The sequence below is a fragment of the uncultured Serinicoccus sp. genome (genome assembly GCF_947487915.1).
Taxonomy (GTDB): Bacteria; Actinomycetota; Actinomycetes; order Actinomycetales; family Dermatophilaceae; genus Ornithinicoccus.
Genome location: NZ_CANKYH010000003.1, coordinates 84591 through 106573, shown reverse-complemented (window position 1 = coordinate 106573; position 21983 = coordinate 84591). Strand labels below are relative to the sequence as shown.

Here is a 21983-nt window from a genome sequence, read left to right as displayed (position 1 = left end):
TGGCGAATAGCGAGGTCACTGAGTCTGCTGTGACTGCAATAGGTGAGCGAATCGACAGTGGAAGGTCATTTCTGAGCATGGACGAACTAGTCCGTGGCGCTCAGGCAAGTGGACTTACGTGTCAGCAGAGCAAGGATCTCGAGTATGAGAATCGGGCTGTCCGCGTATGCGACAGCACACTGCTCATCGTGCACTTCAGTCGCGTCGGCCCAGAGTCAGAGGAGTTGGTGAAAGTGTATTTAGATCGGGGTTGGGACGTGATCCGTGGAGAGACATGGTTTGTCACAGCTCCTCCCGAGCGCATCGAGCCGTTGGTTGTGGGAATGACAAACTGACTCTAAATCCTTCCCTTGGTGGCGTTCACTACACCAGTCCTGCGAGCAGACGTGTCACGACTCGATCCGCTGCGTAGCGTTGTGCGATCTCCGCTCCCTCGCCTGTTGGCCGAGTATTCTTAATGCGCTCGGCGAGATCCTCCAGATCATGGGATAGCCACGACGGGGGGTAGATCAGGTCTGCCCCCGGCCAGGCCAGCACGGCGGGGAGCGCTCCGGAGACGGCCCCGTCGGCTGGGGTGAAGTGGAAGGACTCGTGATCGCTGACCGAGAGCGCTACGCCGATCTTGCGGAACCACTCGGGCATGTCGGCCCCGTGCGGGTCCAGGACGACGGTGCCGGGCGCCGCCTTGTTCAACGCGTCGATCCGCCCGAATTGCCTCTGGTAGTAGGCCATCTCGTCCGGGCGGTCTTTCATCCAGGGGAAGTCATCGGGGGTCTTGCCCTTGATGAAGAGCCGGTAGTCGGGGTCCTCGCGACGGAGGCGCTCGAGCAGGTCGAGGGCGAGGTCGAGGCGCTTGGCCCGAGGCACCATGCCCACGAGGCCGAGGTTCCGTGAGACGTCCCCGTCGACCTTGGGTAGGCGCATCGCCTCGACGTCCACGCCGTTGGGGATGACGACGCTCTTGGCCGCTGGGACGCCGTGGCTGGTGACGGCAGAGCGGCGGATCAGCTCGCCGACGAAGATGAAGCGGTCGACCGCCTCGCTTCGCACGCGGCTGAGGTAAGGGCGTCGCAGTTCTTGTGCATGCACCCGCACGATGAGCCGCTGGTGGGGCGCGACGTGCTGGGAGTACCACACCGCGTTGCCGAGACCCCACTCGCAGAAGACGACGTCAGCGCGATCGAGCAGCTCACGGGACACGTGCTCGTCGTGGTCGGTGTGCGAACCCCAGTGGTCGATCTCCAGCGTGGCACCGGCCTGCTCCGCCGCCGTCATGAATGTCTGGGCGAACTTCAGGTCGTGCCCGGCGACGAGGACTCGCACCCCGCTGAGATCCGGGAGTGGTTCAGGCGTCTCTCGCGGCTCCTCGACCATCACGGGGGCGGTGTCGACCGCCAGCTCGGGCCGGACCAGCACCAGGCCGGCCCCAAGACCGGAGGTGCTGAGATCGACGGGCCCAGCATCGTCCTCGCTCGGGAGCGCGAACGGGACGCCGACCTCGTCAGGTCCCAGCGGGCGGGTCGTGACCCATGACCAGTCGCCCCAGCGCGTGCTGTGGAGCAGGTCCTCGGCAAAGGTCCGGTCCCGTGGCCGCTCGAACCGGATGCGCGGACCGCCACCCACAGGAGGGGCACCGGCACGATGGACGGCGACCTCAGCAGGCAGACCGGCGAGCCACTCCTGAGGAACGTCCGCCCCCAGCAGCAGCTCCGCAGGCGCGACCGACTGGTCGACCACCGAGCGCAGGGTGGCCTGGTCGGGACGAGGGACGTCGGCGATGTAGGGCGGTAGCCCCGGTGCTGACACCGGTATACCCGCCGTGCGCGCCATGATCGTCAGAGCGTGCTCGGTCGTGTGTGCGCGGAGCACCGCCCGCATCTGCAGCCACGCCTCCTCGAGGCGCGCCTGGGGGTCCGTGGTCCACGAACGCAACCACGCGCGCCACGTCTGCTCGTCAGGCGAGCAGGCGATCGCGCTCCCAAGGGTCTCCACGACACCTCGACCCGGACCGCTCAGGACGACGCCACCGGACGCAGCGATCTCAACCACTCTCCGGGAGAACATCGAGGGAGACTCGGTGACGGAGTTGACGTTGAGGTTGGCCACGTGGGCCTTGTACGAGTCCAGCACCTCCTCGTACGGCAGGGCTCCCTCGATGTTGTCGCTGAACTCGGCCGGAAAGTGGTAGGGCGAGTCCGGAACGGCCAGCTGTCGGTCGTAGATCGTCAGGCCGAACGGTTTGGCCGTGCGGAGCAGGGCGGCCAGCGCTTCGCTGCGTTCGGGGTAGCGGCTGCCGTAATAGGTCCCGGCGTAGCAGGTCGTCAAGGAGTAGCTCCGGCGTCCCGGCAGGGGGTTGTGCAGGGAGGGCGCAGCATAGAAGGGCATGGTCGCGACGGTCACGCTCCGGCCGGTCCCGACAGCACGCTGCAGGTAGGCCGGGATGGTCGCACCGTCGGTGGTGAAGATGTGGTCGCACTGGATGGCCGACCGGGCGAAGCGGTTAAAGTGAACCGGGTCTTCCTTGTTCCAGAAGACCGTCGGTATGCCTCGCCGGCGGCACTCGGAGACCAGGGCGCGGTAGTCAGCGTTCTCCTCCTCCGAGTAGTAGCCGATACCGCGGTGCCACTCGGTCCCGCCGGCCCAGGCGGACTCCAGGACGACGAGGTCCAGCTCCACGCTCTGCAGCTGCTGCCTCCACGTCTGACGACCGAGCGGCTCGAGCCGCACCGCCGCGCCAAGGGTGGTCCGGGTGAACTCATCGGCCACGATCCCGACCCGCAACTCGTCCAGCGTCCGTCCGCGGACCTCCCCCGACCGCGCCAGCTCGTGGGCCGACCGTCGGTGGGCGCGGACCATGTCTTCGCCGATGACTGCCCAGGAGCGCTGCTCGGTCACCCAGGCGCGGGCTCGGCGGGCCAGGACGGCCCTCGCGTCGGGATCGGTCAGCAGCGGCTGCAGGACGGTCGCGAGATCCTCGACGTCCCCTGACCGGAAGAGGGCTGATCGCCCGCCCTCGGCCAGGTCGCGGTGCGGGGCCACGTCCGAGAGCACCACCGCGGTGCCCGCCCCCATGGCCTCGAGCGGCTTCAACGGGGAGACGAGCTCCGTCACGGGGGTCGAATGGCGGGGACAGACGACGATGTCGATCCCGCTCATGAGCCGAGGGACCCGCTCCTGGGGCACTCGGCCCAGGAAGAGCACATGATTCATGCCGTGCTCGGTGGCATACGCGCGCAGAGCCGGCTGCGCAGGCCCCGAACCCACGAGCATGATGGTGTGACGGACCCCGCGCTCATCCAGCAGGCGCGAGGCCTCCAGCAGCGTGTCCAGACCCTCGTAGTCGACCATGCTCCCGGCGAAGCCGATCACGGGGGTTCCGTCGTGCGGCACCCCCGCCTCGGCGAGGACACGGTCATCGCGATAGATCGGGGCGAACTGCGAGGGGTCGACGCCGTTCGGTGCGACCGACACGTGGCCTCTGGGCACACCTCGGTCGGCCATCTCTTGTGCGACCTGGCTGGTGATGGCGAGGACCTGGTCACTCTCCTGCGCCACGAGGGTCTCCAGTTGCCGGCTGCCGTTGAAGCGCTCGGATCCACCCCAGTGCGGCTTGGCGGACAGCTCGGTGAGTTCCCACAGGCCGCGTACCTCGTACACCACCGGAATGCCCAGCCGTCGACCGGCGATGAGAGCTGCGAGGCCGGTGCGGTAGTTCGACGCCGCCTGGATGACGGATGGGCGGTAGAGACGCGCCTCCCGGACGAATGCGTCCGCCATCTCTAGGACAATGTGGTCCAACGGGTCGTCGTGCTCGTTCGGACCGGGGAGGTGCACGTAGTCGATGTCGTCCAGGGTGCTGACCGTCCGCATCGGACGCGGATGCTTGAGTCCGCGGACGTCCCACGGGTAGCCCGCACGTCCGACGACCCTGACCTCGGAGCCGGCCGCTCGGATCGCCTGGGCGACGCCGCGAGTCCGGGTCGAGTAACCGTTGGAGTGATAGATGGGAGTGGAGTGCACGCAGTAGAGGACCCGGTCACGCTCTGGCACGTAGGCCGGGCCTGAGGACCGGGGCGGGATCCACGTGGCGGCACGGGACGTCAGCCGGTCGAAGCCACGGATGCGCTCGGCCACCCGCCGGCCGGGGCGGTTGAGCTGTTCCACGAGGTCGGTATGGTCCGCCAGCAGCTCCAGTGCCCGGGCCACCTCCCCGTCGTGGTACCACGCGCGCAGCAGCGCGCTGTGCAGCACCTCGAGGGAGGGCTCAAGGGCCATCCGGCGGTACAGCTCGTCGAAGGTGTACACCTCCGCCAGCGGCGGCGCCGTCTCCTCGGCGGGCTCCGGCGCAGGGGGGAGCGGGTCGGCGGATGTGGACTCTGGGGTGGCCGGTGTCTGGCCCTCCGCGATCGTCCCACCCTCCTCGGCCCCGGACGCCGGGTGCTCGACGGCGGAGACCTCGGGAGCAGGGTCGGCGACATCGACCTCGTGAGGGATGTGCCCCGGCTCCCTCTCAGGTGCAGGGACCGTCATTTCGTCGACCGAACCGGCGGCGAGGGCGTGGTCGGGAGCGGGCTGCCCACCTCGGAGCTGAGCCACCTCGTGCTCCAGCTCAGCCACCCTGTGCTGTGCCTCGCTGAGCCGCTCCTTGGCCCTGGTCAGATCGGCCAGGCTGGGGGAGTCCCCCTCGCCCTGCTCCGGCAGCTGGGTCATCCGCTCCTGCAGCACGGTCGCGCGACCCTTCCAGCGCTCGGCGCGATCCTTGAGGGTGGCGTTCTGCTGCTCCAGGTGGTCGATCCGCGACCGGAAGCGCTCCTCGCGGTCCCCGAGGACAGCGATGCGGTCGCGCAGCCGGTTGTTGTGCTCCTGGAGCCGGTCGTTGCGCTCACCGAGACTGCGGTGCTGACGTTGCAGGCGCCCCGTGTCGCTGGACCGTGTGGCCTGCTGGCGGCGCAACGCGTCGAGCTCACGGCGCAGCTGCTTCGCGCGTGCCGCCATGCCGCGGTACTTCCGGTAGCTCGCTCCGGGATCGCTGACGAAGTCCGCGGAGAGCTGCTGCTCGAGCCGTGCGGGGTCCCGTCCTTCGTCACGATGCACGGTGAGGATCCTGCCTGTTGGGGGTCGGCACCCGACCAGCCTAGAGGCAGCCTGATGCCAGGTCAGGCGCCGGCGCGAGCGGCGTGGCGGCTGATGTGGTCGACCAGGCGGAGGTATACCTCGTCGGAGTAGTGGAAGGGGGCCTTGCCCCAGCGATGATGGGCTGCTCCCTCGACCAGGTCCTCTCCCAGGCGGATGATCGGCACTCCTACGACCTTCTCCACCTCGTCGTGGTAGTCGGCGAAGATGGGGTTGGCCTCCTCGGCGGAAAGTCCGAACGAGGACGGGGTGGGCGTGCCGTCCCCGCACCGGCTCGCCCAGGCGGGGGCCAGGACCAGGGTGCGCTCGAGCAGCTCCAGCTCCCTCAGCCGCTGGCGGAAGCTGCGGAGCCGTGCAGTGAAGTGCCGCCGGTGCTGCGGGCTGCCGAAGGGGACGAGCGCCGCGCCTTGCTTCTCCAGCTGGGTATCGAGCCCGGTGGCGATCGTGTCGACCGAGCGGGTGACGTAGTGGCCGCTGGCCAGCCGACGCACCCCGAGACGCTCGTCGCACAGGTCCCACAGCACGAGGTCGACCCGTCCCCGGACCCGGGCCAGGGCTCGGGGGAGCGAGCTCGTCCAGTCGCCTTCGATCATGCGGCGCTGGAAGGCCGAACTGGTCTCGTGGGGAGGCAGTTCCTCCTCGTCCACCCGGCTGTAGGCGCTGAGCAGCGACTGACGCGCCACGTAGGCCGTCAGGTCGTAGCCCTGTGGTCTCAGGAACTCGAAGGTGTCACGTGACACGCAGCTCCCGTAGATGAAGGTGCGGATCACGGACCTACCCGGCGAAGTCGGGACGTCGCTGGCCCACGCCGAGCAGCTCATGGATGGCTGCGACGCTGCGCTCGGCAGCGCGTCCGTCACCGTAGGGGTTGACCGCGTTCGCCATGCCGGCGTAGGCCGCGTCGTCGTCCAGGAGGGTGGTGACCTCGTGGACGATGCGTTCCTCGTCGGTACCGATGAGGCGCACCGTGCCGGCGTCGACGGCCTCGGGGCGCTCGGTGTTCTCCCGCATGACGAGGACCGGCTTGCCCAACGACGGCGCCTCCTCCTGCACCCCACCCGAGTCGGTGAGGACGACGGTCGCCCGGTCCATCATGCGGGTGAACTCGCCATAGGCCATGGGTTCGGTGACCCGCACGTTGTCACATCCTTCGACCTGGGGGAGCACGGCCTCCCGCACGATGGGGTTGCGGTGCGCGGGCAGCAGGATGGTCAGGTCTGGGTAGCGCTCGGCCAACCGACGCAGGGCGCGACCCACGCCCTCCATGGCGCCGCCCCAGTTCTCCCGCCGGTGCGTGGTGACCAGCAGCAGCCGCCCCTCACCGCCGTGGATCTCGTCGAGGACCGGGTCCGAGAAGGGGATCTGCTCCTCGACGGTGTGGAGCAGGGCGTCGATGACGGTGTTGCCGGTCACGGCGACGGTGGCGGGATCGATGGACTCGCGCACCAGGTTGGCCTTCGAGGTCGGCGTCGGTGCGAGGTGCAGGGTGGTGACCTGCGAGGTGATCTTGCGGTTCGCCTCCTCCGGGAAGGGCGAGTGGATGTCGCCGCTGCGCAGACCGGCCTCGAGGTGCACGACCGGGATCTGGCGGTAGAACGCCGCGATCGACGCGGCTGCGACCGTGGAGGTGTCGCCCTGGACCAGCAGGGCGTCCGGGGCGACCTCCGAGAGCACCGGGTCGAGACGCTCGAAGACCTTGGCCATCAGCACGTTGAGAGCTTGCCCGTGGGCGAAGACGTCGAGGTCGAAGTCTGGTGTGATCCCGAAGATCTCGTTGACCTGGTCGAGCATCTCGCGATGCTGGCCGGTGACGACGGTGATCGACTCCAAGCGGTCACTGGCCTCGACGGCACGGATCACGGGAGCCACCTTGATGGCTTCCGGGCGCGTGCCGTAGACGGTCATCACTCGTCGGTGCGGAGTCATGCGTGGGTCAGCCTTCCCATGGTGGTGATCACTGCGGCCGCCTCGGACGCGGACTCGGCCACGCCCCGACGGGCCTCGGTCGTCTCCCGCAGCAGGTCCGCTGCGGTGTCGTGCTCGCCCTTGGCGACGTTCCACGCCCACCAACGGTAGGCCCGGGCGGTGGCGCTCGCCTCCCCGTCCTGGATGAGCGTGCCCTCGTGGATCCACAGGGCCCGCGTGCACATCTCCTCGATGGTCTGCGCCGCATGTGACACCAGGAAGACGGTGCCGGCGCGCGCCCGGATCTCGGTCATACGTGCCTCCGCCCGCTGGGCCGAGGCGGCGTCGCCCGTCGACAGCACCTCGTCCAGCAGCAGGATGTCGGGCTCGGCGGCCGCGGCGATGGCGAACCTGAGGCGGGCGCCCATCCCCGACGAGTAGGTGCTCATGGGGCGGTACACGGCGTCACCGATGCCCGCGATCTCGAACACCCGCGGCAGCGTCCCGGTGACCCGGGCGGGGCTGAACCCCAGGGCCAGCAGGCCCAGGCGGGCGTTCTCTGCCCCCGACAGCTCCGGCTGGAGGGCCGCCGAGACGCCCAGCAGCATCGGCTGCGAGCGGGCCAGTACGCGGCCGCGGCTGGGCGCGTCGAGCCCCGCGATCATCCGCAACAAGGTGCTCTTGCCGGACCCGTTGGTCCCGACGATGCCGATGGTCTCCCCGGCGTGCGCCACGAAGGACACCGAGCGCAGGGCATGCACGGTCACCGTGGATCCGCCGCGCACGACCCGGGCCACCTTGCTCCGAAGGCCGCGTCCGGACGGCCGGCTCACCGGCACCTCGAACCGTCGGCTGACGTCGTCGACGACGACGGTCGGCTCACCGTCAGTGCTGTCCATAGGTCTCTTCCCCCTGCCAGAAGTACCAGAAGCCCAGGAGCGGCGTGATGACGGCCCACAGGGACAGGAACAACCAGCTCGACGTGTCAGGGACGGTGTCGTAGAGCAAGAGGTCACGCGACATGTCGAGCACCATGTACAGCGGGTTGGCCTGGAGCACGGAGAGCCAGACACCCTCGGAGACGAAGCGGTCGAGGGAGAAGAACACGCCGGACATGTAGAACCACATCCGGCCGACGAAGGCCACGACGTGCCGGAGGTCGGGGAGCGCGGACCCGAGCCGCGCGGTGTACATGATGATGCCCGTGTTGAAGAGCACCTGGAGCCCGAAGACCAGCGGGAAGAGCGCCCAGGTCCACGTGACCTGGGTGCCGGGCGGGACCGTGAGGAGCAGCAGGACCAGCGTCGCGAGGACGGGGAGCATCGAGAGCGTCTCGCGCAGGAGCACCGAGAGGGGGACGGCCGCGCGCGGGAACGAGAAGGCACTCGTCATGCCCCTGTTCTGCGACATCACGACGATGCCCTGCTGCAGGCTGGCCATCGTGAACCTGAAGAGGAAGATCCCGACGAGCAGGAAGCCGGTGAAGTTCTCGATCCCCCGCGAGGTCCGGAGGATGAGCCCGAAGATGAGGTAGTAGGCCAGTCCCTGGAGGATGGGCACGCCGATGAGCCACAGGTTGCCCAGCAGCATGTCCCGGTTGCCGGAGAAGGCCTTGGCCCTGGCTTCCGCGGTGATGAAGTGCCGTCGTCTCCAGAGCTGGCGCAGGTAGCTCGACAGGGTCGGGCGCTGCCCCATCACCCTCCACGGCGACACGCCGGATCGGCGCTCGGTCGTGTCGGGAGTCATGCGCCCATTGTCCACGGTCACCGGTCCGCGCCCGACATTCCGTAGACCCGCCGGTATGTCCCGGCCAGCGCGTCCCAGGTCCGCGTGGCCGCGAAGGTGCGGGCCCTGGCGGCGAGGTCGTGGCGTCGGTCGGCGTCCTCGAGCAACGAGCCGACGGCGGCCGCGAGCGCCACCGGGTCCTGCGGCGGCGTGAGCAGCCCGGTCTCGCCAGGAGCGACGATCTCCGCCAGGGGCGGGAGGTCGGAGGCGACGACGGGGCGGCCGACCCCCATGGCCTCGACGAGCTTGAGCGGCGGCACCAGCCGGGTCACCTCGTGATCCTCCCGGGGCACCACCACCACGTCGAGGGCATCGAGCCACCGCAGGGCGTCGTCACGTCCGAGTCGTCCCGGGAGGAGGAACGTCTCCTCGAGGCCGAGCTCAGCCACCCGGCGGCTCAGGCCCGGCCAGGCCACGCCGTCGCCGACGACCACGCCTCGCACGTCCGCCCCCTGGGCGCGCAGCAGCGCCACCGCCTCCGCGAGGTCCGTCAGCCCCTCGTAGTGCACGACCGACGACACGGCACCCACCCACAGTCCCGCACCAGCCAGCCCGAGCACACCACGGGCCCGCTCCGGCGTGATGTCGCGCTGCAGGAGGGAGGCGTCGATGCCGTTGGGGACGACGCTCACCCGGCCCGGCTCGACACCGCGCTGCACGAGGTCGGCGCGCATCGTCTCGCTGATGGTCACCACGTGATCGGCGGCGGCCGCGAGCTCGGCCTCCCGGGCGCGCCACGCGACGAACCGGCCGCTCGCATAGGGGGCGGGGTCACCCGCCCGGCGGCGTGCCGAGGCCCAGGTGCGCTCCAGCTGGCCTCGCACCTCGTGGACCCAGGGAAGACCGAGCGCGCAGGCCGCGGCCTGGGCGGCCAGCGCGTTGGGGTAGTGCGTGGTCGAGTGCAGGTGGGTGGCCCGGTGCGTGCGGGCGAGGCGGGCGAGATCGGCCGCCCACCGGTCGATGCGCCCGGCCTCCCCGGGGGCAAGGACGGTCGGGACGCAGCGGTGGTAGGGCACGCCCTCCACCACGTCGACGTCGGCGGTGAGCACCCGACCGATGGAGACGGGGTATGCCGGTCGCGTCAGCGCCGCGACCTCGATCCCGGCCTGCTGCTGCGCGCGGAGGACCGCCTGGCTGCGCAGGGTGTAGCCCGACCGGGTCCAGGGCAAGGAGTTCGTGAGGGCATGCACGACGCGCGGTCGGGACGCATCAGTGCCCCAGTCACGTGGTGGCACGGCGGGTGCGGGTCGTGGGCCGGGCTGCAGCGCCTCCAGGTCGCCGGCCAGCTTCCTCCGCAGGCGGCGCGGCACGTCGTCGTCGGCGAGGAGGGCCTCGACCTCCTCGAGGTCACCCACCAGCCAGGCCCACCGGGCGCGCGCGCCGCCACCCCCGGCCGCATTGGGACGCTGGCCGGCGTGCACGGCCAGCGCGCGCGAGAGCGCACCGCTGCGGCGCTGCCGGGAGAGGCGCTCGCGTGCCTGCTCAGGCCGGTCCAGCAACAGCTCGCCCCACACCGCAGTGGCGGACGGACTGTCCGTACGGGTCGCCACCCGGCCCAGCAGCCCCCGGAGCCGGCGCGGAGCCCGGCGCCCGGCCTGGACGGTCAGCCATGCGGGGTCGTCGACGGCCATTGCGAGCACCGTGACCCCGGCCGCGCCCAGGTGCCGCGCGCGCCGCCAGGGGCGAGCGGGCGTCATACCCCGAGCCTGTCGTGGCGCAGACCGGTCAAGGCGTCCAGCAGGACCCCGGCCGCACCCGACTCGCTGGCGTGCCGGTCCACCCAGTGCCTCATCCGTGCGGTGTCCTGCTGCGGCCCGGTCTCGGCGAGCGCCCCCCAGGCACGGGCGAGGCCCTGCGCATCGCCGGGCGCGGTCGCGAAGCCCGCCCCGGTCTCGCGGACGATCGTGGCCGTCTCACCGGTGGCCGACGCAGACACGTGCAGCCCGAGAGCCAGGGCCTCGTAGAGCTTCGAGGGCACGGTGCTGTCGAGACCGGGCCAGTCGCGCAGGCTGACGAGAAAGGTGTCGCACCAGTCGTAGTGCTCTGCCACCTGCTCGCGCGTCACCGGCCCGACGAACTCCACGGGAGCCTGCAGCTCCCGCGCGAGGCGGCGCACCGGGGCCAGCCTGGCTCCGGTGCCCACCACTCGCAGCGCGAGGTCCACCCCGTCCACGCGGGCGAGGTGCGCGGCCTCGACGGCTGTCTCCAGCCCCTGCGCCCGTCCGACGGTGCCGACGTAGACGACGCGCAGCGGACCGGCGGACGGCCGGGAGACGGCCGCGCGGGGTCGGCCCGGCAGCCCGTGGTGGGCGTTCCGGACGGCCACCACCCGTGGCACGCCGCGCTCCCGCAGGGTGCGGGCGAAGCTGTCGGTGGTGGTGACCACGAGGTCGGCCGACCGTTGCAGCCAGGTGACGCCCGTCGAGACCAGCCGCACCACGCCCGAGCGGACCGTGGCCCGGGCACTCCCACAGTCCTCGGAGGCGGGACCGCCGAGGATGTCCGGCCAGGCGTCGCGCATCTCCAGCACGAGGGGGACGCGGAGCAGGGTGGCGGTGACGCGTCCGGCGAGGGCCGTCGGCAGACCAGGGACCGTGGCGACGACGACGTCCGGCCGCAGCTCGCGTCGTCGACGTGAGGTCGTCAGCACGGTGTCGACGGCGGCGACGACCTGATCCACGAGCAGCGAGCGGGCGTCGCCCGTCGACGACCGGAAGGCGACCCGGTGCACGGTCTCGCCGTGCTCGCCGCGGTGGGCCCGGCCCACCTGTGCCGGGTCCTCGCCGGGCAGCAGTCGGCCGGTCGGGTAGTGCGGCGCCGGTGTCACCACGTGGACCTCGTGCCCCGCGGCCACGAGGTCTCTCACCAGGGCGGACCAGCGCAGCTGGGGCGGGCCGGTCTCGGGGGCGTAGTAGTGGCTGAGCAGCAGGATCCGCATAGGCCTCAGGTGGCCGTCCGCCAGGACAGGGGCCCAGCCGTGTCCGGGCCAGAGGTCGCGGGGTCCGTCGGCTCCGGCTCCGGCGCCGTGGGGCCGGGGTCCGTCGGCGACGGATCGGGCCCGGGTTCGGGACTCGTGCTCGGTGGGCCGGTGGGTTCGGGACCCGTGGGCCCCGAAGACGGCGTGGGGCCCGTGGGCGCGGGGGCCGTGGGTGACGGCTCGGGCGACGGGGCCGGGGACCAGGGCGACACCGACGGCTGCCAGGGGGAGGGATCGGCCGTCGGCCGGACCTGCGTCGCCACCGGCGGTGCGGACTGGGCGCTCGGCTCCTGGGCACGTGTGGGGTCGGCGGCCGCCGAGCCGCCCTCGACACCGGCGTCCTCGTCGGCCCCGTCCCCACCGTCGACCTCGGGCGCCGCGCCGGCGTCGTCGTCCTGAGGTGCATCGTCCTCGTCCACCGGGTCGCCGCCGAACACCGCGTCCTGCACGACCTGCGCCCACCGCTGCCCGCCGAAGATGTTGACGCTGAGCGGGTCGCGGCCCGACACCGTCTCGTCGACGATGCCCTCCTCCTCGAAGACCTGGGCGACATCGATGAGCTCCGCGTCCTCGTCCTGGGCCCACTCGCGCACGGTGTCGGTGACGGGAGGCTCGCCGTCGCGGCGGGGGGGCTGCACCACGTAGCGCACCTGCGCGTCCGGGAGCTCCTGGGCGAGCTCGTCCTGGAGGTCGCTCAGCTGCCCGGCAAGGTCCTCAGGGGTGTTGGCGCGCCCGAAGCTCACCAGCACCAGGTCGGGGTCGTCCTGGACGAAGAGGTCCAGGCGAGCGGCGGCATACTCCGGGGTTCCCTGCACCAGGCTCGCGTTGTCGATGTCGAGCACGGGGCCCTCGCCGCCGAAGCCGACCGGATCGCCGTAGCGGGTGGGGTCCTCGGCCAGCGTGCTGGTGAGCTGCACCTCCCGGCTGTCCGTGAGCTGGCGGGCCCAGGCGGCGACCCAGTCGTTCTCGTGGGTGCCGGTCCGGTCGCCGAGGACGAGGACGGACAGGTCCTCACCCTCCTCGAAGCGCTCCGCCAGCGAGGGCGGCTCGGGCTCCTCGGTCGTCGGCGACGGCGACGGAGAGGGCGAGGGACTCGGTGTCGGCTCGGACTCGGTGGGCGGGGCGGTGACCTGCGAGTCGTCGGCGTAGGGGTCGCTGACGGTCGGGGGCTGCCAGTCGCCGCGCAGGGTGTCCCACCAGCCGGAGAAGCCGCGCTGGGAGAAGCCGATCGCCACCAGCGCCACGATGAGGACGTTCGTCAGGATGACCACGAAGCCGAGACCTGTGGACCTGACCCTGGAAGCGCCGCTCACGAGGCACCATTGTGCCGCAGCAGCCACCAGATCCCGGCCCCGGCGAGTCCCAGGCCGGCCCACAGGCACGCCACCCGCCCGTGCGTCCACCCGGGCCGCCGCGAGAGGCGTTGGTAGAGGTGCTCGCGGTGGGCCTCGGTGAGCCGCTCGCCTCGCGCGGCGCGGCGAACCAGGGTCAGGCCGGTGTCGACGACCGAGGGCAGCAGCGGCAGCAGCAGGAGCAGGACGTGCCCGCCCCCGGACTGCTCGAGGAGCAGGGCTGCGGTGACGAGGGCGCCGACGAGGTAGCTGCCGCAGTCCCCGAGGAACATGCGGGCCCTGGGGAGGTTCCACGGCAGGAAGCCCGCCGCTGCCCCCAGGGTGAGCGCGCCGAGCGCCACGGCCGCCTCCGTGCCGGCGCCCAGCACGGCGACGAGCCCCCAGGCGAGGGCGGTCAGGGCGGTGATGCCGTTGATCCCGTCCATGAAGTTCACGACATTGACGAGCACCGGCATCGCCACGGCGCCGAGGAGGGCGGTGCCCGGCCCGCCCAGCAGGGATCCCAGGGCGGCGCCCACCAGCGCGAGCAGCACCAGGCGCACCAGCGGGCTGGGCTCGCTCAGGTCGACCGCCAGGCCCACCCCGGCCGTCACGGCGCAGGCTCCCAGCGCCACCCACGGAAGACCGGTGGCGCCGAGCATCCCGGCGACGCCGGCGGTGAGCAGGATGCCGAGGAGCAGCGCCAGACCTGCCCCCCGGAGCGTCGGGCTGCCGTGGGACGAGCGGTGGTTGGGGACGTCGACCAGGCCCCACGAGCGCAGCAGCGGGGCGACGGCGGGCGCGGACGCTGCGGTGAGCACGCCCGCACCCACGGCCAGCGCCGCGGGGGCGAGGTCACTCATGCCGGGTGCAGCACGCTCTCGGTCGGGTCGGAGCGGTCGCGGAGCCAGGCGATGAGCTCAGGGGTGCTGGAGAGACGTCCCGAGGGGACCTCGTCGGGGTCCAGCCCGGGCACGCGCACCGACCACAGCAGGTGGTGGCGGGTCTGCTGCTCCTCGTCCAGCCCGAAGAGGTCCTCGGTGAGCTTCTCGCCGGGCCGCAGCCCGGTGTACTCGATGCTCACGTCGCGGCGTCCCGACATCGCGATGAGGGTGCGGGCCATGTCGTCGATACGCACGGGGACCCCCATGTCCAGGACGAGCACGTCCCCGTCGGACCCCAGCGAGGCGGCCTGCATGACGAGCTGGCAGGCCTCGGGGATGAGCATGAAGAAGCGCTCGACGTCGGGGTGGGTGACGGTGACCGGACCGCCACGCTCGATCTGCTCGGTGAAGACGGGGATGACCGAGCCGCGCGAGCCCAGGACGTTGCCGAACCGCACCGAGACGTAGCGCCCGGGCTGGCTGAAGGCGAAGTGAGAGGTCAGCCGCTCCGTGACGCGCTTGGTGTAGCCGAGGATGGAGGTCGGGTTGGCCGCCTTGTCGGTGCTGATGTTGACGAAGGTCCCGACCCCGTAGGCCGCCGCCGAGCGGAGCACGTTGAGGGTGCCCGAGACGTTGACCCGCCACGCCTCCATCGGGAAGCGCTGGAGGAGCGGCAGGTGCTTGAGGGCGGCGGCGTGGAAGACGACGTCGGGCCGGTGCTGGTGGAAGACGCGGTCCACCATGCCGGCGTCGCCGATGTCGCACAGCACGACGTCCTCGCTCTGCAGCAGCCCGCGGCCGGTGAGGGAGAGCTGCACGGCGTGCAGCGCCGACTCGTCGCGGTCGAGCAGCACCAGCCGGCGCGGGTGGAAGCGCGCGATCTGCCGGCAGAGCTCGGAGCCGATCGAGCCGCCCGCACCGGTGACCAGCACGACCTTGCCGGTCAGGTGGTCGGTGATGGCGCCCTGGTCGAGCTCGGTGCGACGACGACCCAGCAGGTCCTCGAGGTCGATGTCGCGCAGGTCGTCCGCGTGCGGGTCGGCGTCCAGCAGCCGGTCGAGGTTGGGCAGCACCTTGACCGTGAGCCCGGCCTCGCCCGCGAGGTCGTTGACCTCTCTCATCAGCGCCGAGTCGGCCCTCGGGATCGCCACGATGAGGTGGGTGGCCTCGTAGCGCCTCGCCACGCGTCCCATGGCAGTCCGGTCGCCGCGGACCCGGATGCCGTCGATCCGGAGCTTGCGCTTGCTGCGGTCGTCGTCGAGGAAGGCGACCGGACGGAAGGGAGAGGTGTCGTCCTGCAGCATGTTGCCCAGCAACCGCCGACCGAGCACCCCGGCGCCGTAGATGATGGCGGTGTGGTCGACCTCGCGCCGGACCGCGGCCCGGGCGCGGTAGGACCGCACGACGAAGCGCGCGGCCAGCATGAGCGAGATCGCCACCGCGGCGCCCACGCTGGGGACCGAGCGCGGCACGATGTAGGGCTGGAGCCAGATGGCCCACACGCTGACGATCAGCGCCGTGAGGAGGGCGGCCCGGCAGACCGCCGTGACCTCCTCGAAGGACCCCCGGATGTGCTTGATGAGGTAGGGCCCGAGCAGCATGCCCAGGATCAGGTGGATCGCGGCCGCGGTCCCGGCGACCACCCAGGTGTCCGTGACGAAGGCGCGACCGGCGTCGTACTGGAACCTGATCCAGGTCATGCCGAGGATCGCCACCGCCCACACCGTCCCGTCGCCGAGGGCCCAGAGCACGCGTTTGAGCGCATCCGGGACACGACGGGGGCGTGGGCTCACGAGCATCCTTGGGGGAAATGGTGCGGGGCATGACAAAAGGCCAGTCCCAAGAATGACCGTTCACCCGCAGAAAGGCAAGAGTGCAGGTCAGAGGTATGCGATGACCCTGGCGGCCCGCAGTAGGGAGAAAAGAGAACCCGGCGTCAGGAGGGCCGGCGAATTCTTTACTTTCCCTTTACCTTTTCCCGTCAGTTCGTCTCGTCGGCGACCTGCTCCGAGCTCTTGCGGCTCGCCCGGGCGATGACGCGGCTGGACTCGCGGTTCGCCAGCATCCGGGCCAGGCCCACCAGGGCACCGGAGAGGACGGCGAAGGCCACGGCCTCCTTGAGGTCGATGTCGGGGTCCTCGGGGTTGGCCGGGGAGTCGCTGCCGGTGACGAACTTCCAGGTGCCGTCGGTGGCCTTGCGGGCGATGCTGCTGGCCGCGAGGACTGCGGCGACGGTCACGGCCTTGGCGACGAGATTTCCCATACCCCGATAGTGCCACAGCGCTCCCCGCGGCGAGCCCGTGGCGGCATTCCACCCTTTGGGGTGAGAGCGCTTCCGGAAGGGTCTGCGCGGCGGGGCCTGTTTGATACGGTCTGGCCCTCGTCGCTCCGGCAGCGGCGGGCCAGCCAACGGCGGTGGACCGCCTCCCCAGATCCAGAAAGGCAGCCGCATCCCTCATGGTGCCGGACTTCCCCGGATGGATCGTCGTCGTGCTCTGGGTCCTGCTCGGGATCGCCGGCCTCGCCATCGTCTGGGCGTCGACGCGCAACACGCTGAAGGGCATGGACATGGTGCTCGGCCCCCCGGAGGGCGAGGAAAACCAGCGGGGGAAGGACCGTCTGCGGGGGGAGGGGCGGCGCCCTGATGGCGGTGGTAATGTCGAGGGCGACCACGACAGGGGAGCGCCCGAGCGCTGAGAGTGCGGCACCCGCCGCAGACCCTCGAACCTGCACCGGCTAGCACCGGCGAAGGAAGTCGATGAGGAGACGCTGCATCATGACCCATACCCGTCCTCGACGGACCACCACCGCCCTGACCCTGGCCCTCACCACCGGCCTCGTCCTCACCTCCTGCACCCTGACCGGTGGCGGCGACGAGCCCGGCGAGGACCAGGGCGCCCCCGCCTCCACGGAGTCACCGGACGCCGAGGGCGGCGACGACGACGCCTCGACCGACGGCGCCACCGACACGGCGCCGGCGCCCACGCCCGCCGACACCGGCACCGTGGTGCTCGCCGCGCACGACTCCTTCACCCTCCCCGACGAGCTGCTCGCGGCCTTCGAGGCCGAGACCGGCTACGACCTCGAGGTCCAGCTCTCCGGGGACGCCGGGCAGATGGCCAACCAGATCGTGCTGACGGCCGGCAACCCGACCGCCGACGTCGTCTTCGGCATCGACACCACCTTCGCCACGCGCGTGGTCGGGGCCGAGGCGCTGGAGGCCTACCGCCCCGACGACCTGCCGGAGTCGGTGGAGGAGCACGACCTCGCCGAGGGGGCGGAGGCCTACCTCACCCCCGTCGACTACGGCGACGTCTGCGTCAACATCGACAGCGTGTGGTTCGCCAACGAGGGCATCGAGCCGCCGCAGACGCTCGCCGACCTCACCGACCCCGCCTACGAGGACCTCTTCGTCACGCCGGGCGCGAGCACCTCCAGCCCGGGCCTGGCCTTCCTGCTCGCCACGATCGGCGAGTTCGGGCCGGGGGAGTGGCAGGGCTACTGGGAGGACCTCATGGCCAACGGCGCCAAGGTCACCAGCGGGTGGACCGACGCCTACACCGTCGACTTCACCGCCGGCGGCGGCGACGGGGACCGCCCCATCGTCCTCTCCTACGCCTCCAGCCCGCCGTTCACCATCCCCGACGGCGGCTTCGAGCCCACCACCCGGGCGCTGCTGGACACCTGCTTCCGGCAGGTGGAGTACGCCGGCGTCCTCGCCGGCACCGACAATCCCGAGGGTGCCCAGGCGGTGGTCGCCTGGCTGCTGAGCCCGGACGTCCAGGCCGCCATCCCGGACAGCATGTACGTCTTCCCGGTCGACGACGAGGTCGTCCTGCCCGACCTGTGGGCCCAGTGGGCGCAGGTCGCCGAGGACCCGATCGTCGTCAGCCCCCGTCAGATCGAGGCCGAGCGGGAGACCTGGCTGCGCGAGTGGGCGGACATCGCCACCGGATGAGACGCGCCCCCGGGCTGGCGCTCGGGCTCGCCGCCCTGGTCCCGCTCGCCTTCCTCGCCGTCTTCTTCGTGCTCCCGGTCAGCGGGATGCTGGCCCGAGGGCTGTGGCCCGACGGCCGCCTCGACCTCAGCGGCGTCCCCGAGGTCCTCGGCCGGGCGCGCACCCTGCGGGTGCTCACCTTCACCCTGGTCAGCTCGCTGGCCGGCACGGTCGTGACCCTGCTCCTGGGCCTGCCGGTCGCCTTCGTGCTCTACCGTCTGCGCTTCCCGAGCCGCGGGGTGCTGCGCGCGGTCGTCGTCATGCCCTTCGTCCTGCCGACGGTGGTGGTGGGCGTGATGTTCCGCTCGCTGCTGGCCCCCGGCGGTCCGCTGGGCGGGCTCGGGCTCGACGGCACGTGGGTGCCGATCCTGCTCGCCTTCGTCTTCTTCAACCTCGCCGTCGTCGTGCGCACCGTCGGCGGTCTGTGGGAGGGGCTGGACCGGCGCGCGGAGGAGTCCGCCGCCACCCTCGGCGCCAGCCCCTGGACGGTATGGCGCACGGTCACCCTCCCCGCGCTCGCGCCGGGCATCATCTCCGCGGCGACGCTCGTCTTCCTCTTCTGCTCCACCGCCTTCGGGGTGGTGCTCACCCTCGGCGGCCTGCGCTACGGCACCGTCGAGACCGAGATCTACCTGCTCACCGTGCAGTTCCTCGACCTGCAGGGCGCCGCGGTGCTCTCGCTCCTGCAGCTCCTGGCCGTCGTCGCCATGCTGGCCCTCGCGGCCCGCACCCGCACCCGGCGTGAGCAGACCCTGCGCCGGGTCGGCGCCCTGGCCGCGGCCCGCCGCCCCCGGCGCGGCGACATACCGGCGCTGGCCGCCACCGCGCTCGCCGTCGCCTTCGTGCTGCTGCCCGTCGGCACCCTCGTGGTGCGCTCGCTGCGGGTCGGCCCCGGGTGGGGCCTCGAGCACTACCGCGCCCTCACCGACCCCGACGCGACCGCCGCCCTGCGGGTGAGCGTCACCGAGGCCATGGCCAACTCGCTGCGCACCGCCGTCGACGCCACCGTGCTCGGGATGCTGCTGGGGCTCATCGTCGCCGTCGTCGTCTCCCGGCGCCCACGCTCGCCGCGCTGGGCGCGCACGGTGTCGGTCCTCGACGGCGCCTTCATGCTGCCGCTGGGCATCTCCGCAGTCACCGTCGGCTTCGGCTTCCTCATCACCCTCGACCGCCCGCCGCTGGACCTGCGGACCTCGCCGGTCCTCGTGCCCATCGCCCAGGCGATGGTCGCGCTGCCGCTGGTCGTGCGAACCCTGGCCCCGGTGCTGCGCTCGGTCGACCCGCGCCAGCGGGAGGCGGCCGCCACCCTCGGGGCGGGGCCGTGGCGGGCGGCGTGGACCGCCGAGGCACCGGTGCTCGCCCGCCCGGTGCTCGCCGCGACCGGCTTCGCCTTCGCCGTCTCGCTGGGGGAGTTCGGCGCGACGAGCTTCCTCGCCCGCCCGGACCGGCCGACCGTGCCGGTCGTCATCTACCAGCTCATCTCCCGGCCCGGTGCCGACCACCTGGGGATGGCGCTCGCCGCGAGCGTGCTGCTCGCGCTCGTGACGGTCGTCGTCATGGGTGTGGTCGAGCGGCTGCGGGTCGGCTCGGTAGGAGCCTTCTGATGCTCGAGCTCGACGACGTCACCGTCACCTTCCCCGGCGCCACCGCCGTCGACCGGGTCGGCCTGCGCGTCGAGGAAGGCAGCGTGCTCGCCGTGCTCGGGCCCTCCGGCTGCGGCAAGTCGACGCTGCTGCGCTCGGTCGCCGGGCTGGAGCCGATCTCCTCCGGCTCGATCCGCTGGCGGGGCCGGGACCTGGCCGGGGTGCCGACCCACGAGCGCGGCTTCGCCCTGATGTTCCAGGACGGGCAGCTCTTCGCCCAGGCCAGCGTCGCCGACAACATCGGCTACCCGCTGCGGCTGCGCGGGCAGGGTCGGCGGCAGCGGGCGGGGCGGGTCGCCGAGCTGCTCGAGCTCGTCGGGCTCGGGGGGTATGCCGACCGCCGCCCCGCCACCCTCTCCGGCGGGGAGCAGCAGCGGGTCGCGCTCGCCCGCTCCCTGGCCGCGGACCCGGCCCTGCTGCTGCTCGACGAGCCGCTCAGCTCGCTGGACCGGTCGCTGCGCGACCGTCTGGCCGGCGACCTGCGCGAGATCCTCACCACCACCGGCACCACGGCCCTGCTCGTCACCCACGACCACGACGAGGCCTTCACCGTCGCCGACCGGATGGCTGTCATGCTCGACGGGCGCATCGCGCAGGAGGGCGACGCGGTCGAGGTATGGCGTCAGCCGGTCTCCCGGGAGGTGGCCTCCTTCGTCGGCTACGACACGATCCTCGAGCCCACCTCGACCGAGCGTCGCTCGTGGTTGCCGCCGGCCTCCCCGGCTGGCGCCGGCGGGGGGCCGGGGGCCGACCCGGCGTCGTCGGTGGTGGCGCTGCGCCGCTCGGCCCTGCGCGTCGACCCCGAGGGGGAGCTGCGCGGGGTGGTGCGGCGGGTGGTGACCGTCTCCGACGCGCTGCACCTCGAGGTCGACGTCGAGGGCGTCGGGCGTATGCCGGCGCTCGCCGCGGACCGGGGACCGGAGGTCGGCGACGACGTGCGGCTCACGGTGGATCCGCGAGGCGTCGCCCACCTTCCCGAGTGATCTGTCGACACCCGGGCCTTCTCACGCACGACCTGCGGCAAGATGAGGCGAGGTGTCGCGTGGCCGGAAGAAACTGCATACCTCGAGAGGCGGAGCCGATGCGGCCATGGGCACCACCGGGCCCTAGATTGGTGCCCCATGGACACCCCTGACGGCTGGCGGCCGGACACGCTCGCGGTGCGCGGCGGTCTCCTGCGCAGCCCGTTCGACGAGACCTCCGAGGCGCTCTACCCGACGTCCGGCTACGTCTACGGCAGTGCCGAGGAGGCGCAGGCGGCCTTCAACGACGAGATCGAGCGCTTCGTCTACAGCCGCTACGGCAACCCCACCGTCGCGATGCTGGAGGAGCGGATGCGGCTGCTGCACGGCGCCGAGGCGGCGCAGGCGACGGCCTCCGGGATGTCCGCCGTCTTCACCGCGCTCGGCGGCCTCTGCGCCGCGGGTGACCGCATCGTCGCGAGCCGCTCGCTCTTCGGCTCCTGCTTCGTCATCATCGACGAGGTGCTGCGCCGCTGGGGCGTGGAGAGCACCTTCGTCGACGGCACCGACCTCGAGGACTGGGCGCGGGCGCTCCAGACCCCGGCGGCGGCCGTCTTCTTCGAGACCCCGAGCAACCCCACGCAGGAGCTCGTCGACATCGTCGCGGTGAGCGAGCTGGCGCACGCCGCCGGGGCGGTCGTCGTCGTGGACAACGTCTTCGGGACCCCGGTCTTCTCCCGCCCGCTGGACCACGGCGCCGACATCGTGGTCTACTCCACCACCAAGCACATCGACGGCCAGGGCCGCGTCATGGGCGGGATGATCCTCGGCCCCACCGCGCTCGTCGGCGGGCCGATCCAGACGCTGCTGCGGCACACCGGGCCGGCGATGTCACCGTTCAACGCCTGGGTCACCATCAAGGGGCTCGAGACGCTCACGCTGCGTGTGGAGCGCCAGGCGGCCAGCGCCCTGGAGCTGGCGCGCCACCTCGAGGGCGACCCGCGGGTGGCCCGGGTGTTCCACCCCTGGCTGGAGTCCCACCCGCAGGCGGAGCTGGCGCGACGCCAGATGACCGGGGGCGGCACCGTCGTCACCTTCACCCTCGACGGGGGTCAGCAGGAGGCCTTCGCGTTCATGAACGCCCTGCAGGTCGTCGACATCTCCAACAACCTCGGCGACGCCAAGTCGCTCACCACCCACCCGGCGACCACCACGCACAAGCGGCTGCCCGAGCCGGCGCGCGTGGCGGCCGGTATCACCGGCGGCACCGTCCGGCTCTCGGTCGGGCTCGAGGACGTGCAGGACCTGCGGGAGGACCTCGAGCGGGGGCTCGTCGCGGCCTTCGGCTGAGGCGGCGTCTGGCCGA

16 protein-coding genes and 1 riboswitch are annotated in these 21983 nt (G+C 71.8%); of the genes, 5 read left to right on the top strand and 11 right to left on the bottom strand.

The annotated features are described in order from the left end of the window. Positions 1-363: 363 nt before the first annotated feature. The 11 genes from Q0795_RS04160 to Q0795_RS04110 form a co-directional block, all read right to left on the bottom strand. Complete coding sequence (locus Q0795_RS04160; RefSeq protein ID WP_298886887.1) at positions 364-5094, bottom strand: glycosyltransferase; 4731 nt, start codon at positions 5092-5094, stop codon at positions 364-366. 62 nt (positions 5095-5156) lie between these two features. Then, a complete protein-coding gene (locus Q0795_RS04155) occupies positions 5157-5954 on the bottom strand; it encodes a DUF6270 domain-containing protein (protein WP_298886885.1) in 798 nt (265 codons plus the stop codon). Then, a complete protein-coding gene (wecB, locus tag Q0795_RS04150; RefSeq protein WP_298886882.1) occupies positions 5908-7059 on the bottom strand; it encodes a non-hydrolyzing UDP-N-acetylglucosamine 2-epimerase in 1152 nt (383 codons plus the stop codon). The genes Q0795_RS04155 and wecB overlap by 47 nt, the downstream gene beginning before the upstream one ends. Then, positions 7056-7937 (bottom strand): ABC transporter ATP-binding protein, encoded by an 882-nt coding sequence (locus Q0795_RS04145; protein WP_298886879.1) that lies wholly within the window; start codon positions 7935-7937, stop codon positions 7056-7058. Before Q0795_RS04145 ends, wecB begins: the two co-directional genes overlap by 4 nt. Continuing rightward, positions 7924-8784, bottom strand: coding sequence for an ABC transporter permease (locus tag Q0795_RS04140; RefSeq protein ID WP_298886875.1), 861 nt, complete (start codon positions 8782-8784; stop codon positions 7924-7926). The genes Q0795_RS04145 and Q0795_RS04140 overlap by 14 nt, the downstream gene beginning before the upstream one ends. A gap of 17 nt (positions 8785-8801) precedes the next feature. After that, on the bottom strand, positions 8802-10520 hold the full coding sequence (locus Q0795_RS04135) for a glycosyltransferase family 4 protein (RefSeq protein WP_298886872.1): 1719 nt from the start codon (positions 10518-10520) through the stop codon (positions 8802-8804). After that, on the bottom strand, positions 10517-11761 hold the full coding sequence (locus Q0795_RS04130) for a glycosyltransferase family 4 protein (protein ID WP_298886869.1): 1245 nt from the start codon (positions 11759-11761) through the stop codon (positions 10517-10519). Before Q0795_RS04130 ends, Q0795_RS04135 begins: the two co-directional genes overlap by 4 nt. 5 nt (positions 11762-11766) lie before the next feature. Beyond that, complete coding sequence (locus Q0795_RS04125; RefSeq protein WP_298886866.1) at positions 11767-13113, bottom strand: hypothetical protein; 1347 nt, start codon at positions 13111-13113, stop codon at positions 11767-11769. Then, entirely contained in the window at positions 13110-13994 is an 885-nt protein-coding gene (locus Q0795_RS04120) for a UDP-phosphate glycosyltransferase (protein WP_298886863.1), read from the bottom strand. Before Q0795_RS04120 ends, Q0795_RS04125 begins: the two co-directional genes overlap by 4 nt. Further along, positions 13991-15808 carry a nucleoside-diphosphate sugar epimerase/dehydratase gene (locus Q0795_RS04115; protein WP_298886860.1) on the bottom strand — a complete coding sequence of 606 codons (1818 nt, stop codon included), beginning with the start codon at positions 15806-15808 and terminating at the stop codon, positions 13991-13993. Before Q0795_RS04115 ends, Q0795_RS04120 begins: the two co-directional genes overlap by 4 nt. A gap of 188 nt (positions 15809-15996) precedes the next feature. Next, positions 15997-16278, bottom strand: a complete 282-nt coding sequence (locus Q0795_RS04110; protein WP_058890155.1) for a DUF4235 domain-containing protein — start codon at positions 16276-16278, stop codon at positions 15997-15999. 194 nt (positions 16279-16472) lie between these two features. Between Q0795_RS04110 and Q0795_RS04105 the strand changes: the two genes are divergently transcribed. The 5 genes from Q0795_RS04105 to Q0795_RS04085 all read left to right on the top strand — a co-directional run bounded on the left by Q0795_RS04105 (position 16473) and on the right by Q0795_RS04085 (position 21967). After that, entirely contained in the window at positions 16473-16712 is a 240-nt protein-coding gene (locus tag Q0795_RS04105; protein ID WP_298886852.1) for a hypothetical protein, read from the top strand. Continuing rightward, a riboswitch (TPP riboswitch) is annotated at positions 16682-16786 on the top strand. Its footprint overlaps the gene before it by 31 nt. Before the next feature lie 5 nt (positions 16787-16791). Then, positions 16792-17973: a thiamine ABC transporter substrate-binding protein gene (locus tag Q0795_RS04100; RefSeq protein WP_298886850.1), complete on the top strand. Its 1182-nt coding sequence runs from the start codon at positions 16792-16794 to the stop codon at positions 17971-17973. After that, the gene (locus tag Q0795_RS04095) at positions 17970-19616 is read left to right on the top strand and encodes an iron ABC transporter permease (RefSeq protein ID WP_298886847.1); all 1647 of its coding nucleotides are present in this window, start codon (positions 17970-17972) and stop codon (positions 19614-19616) included. Before Q0795_RS04100 ends, Q0795_RS04095 begins: the two co-directional genes overlap by 4 nt. Continuing rightward, the gene (locus Q0795_RS04090; protein ID WP_298886844.1) at positions 19616-20638 is read left to right on the top strand and encodes an ABC transporter ATP-binding protein; all 1023 of its coding nucleotides are present in this window, start codon (positions 19616-19618) and stop codon (positions 20636-20638) included. The genes Q0795_RS04095 and Q0795_RS04090 overlap by 1 nt, the downstream gene beginning before the upstream one ends. A gap of 138 nt (positions 20639-20776) precedes the next feature. Continuing rightward, the gene (locus tag Q0795_RS04085) at positions 20777-21967 is read left to right on the top strand and encodes an O-succinylhomoserine sulfhydrylase (RefSeq protein WP_298886841.1); all 1191 of its coding nucleotides are present in this window, start codon (positions 20777-20779) and stop codon (positions 21965-21967) included. The last annotated feature ends 16 nt before the right edge of the window (positions 21968-21983 follow it).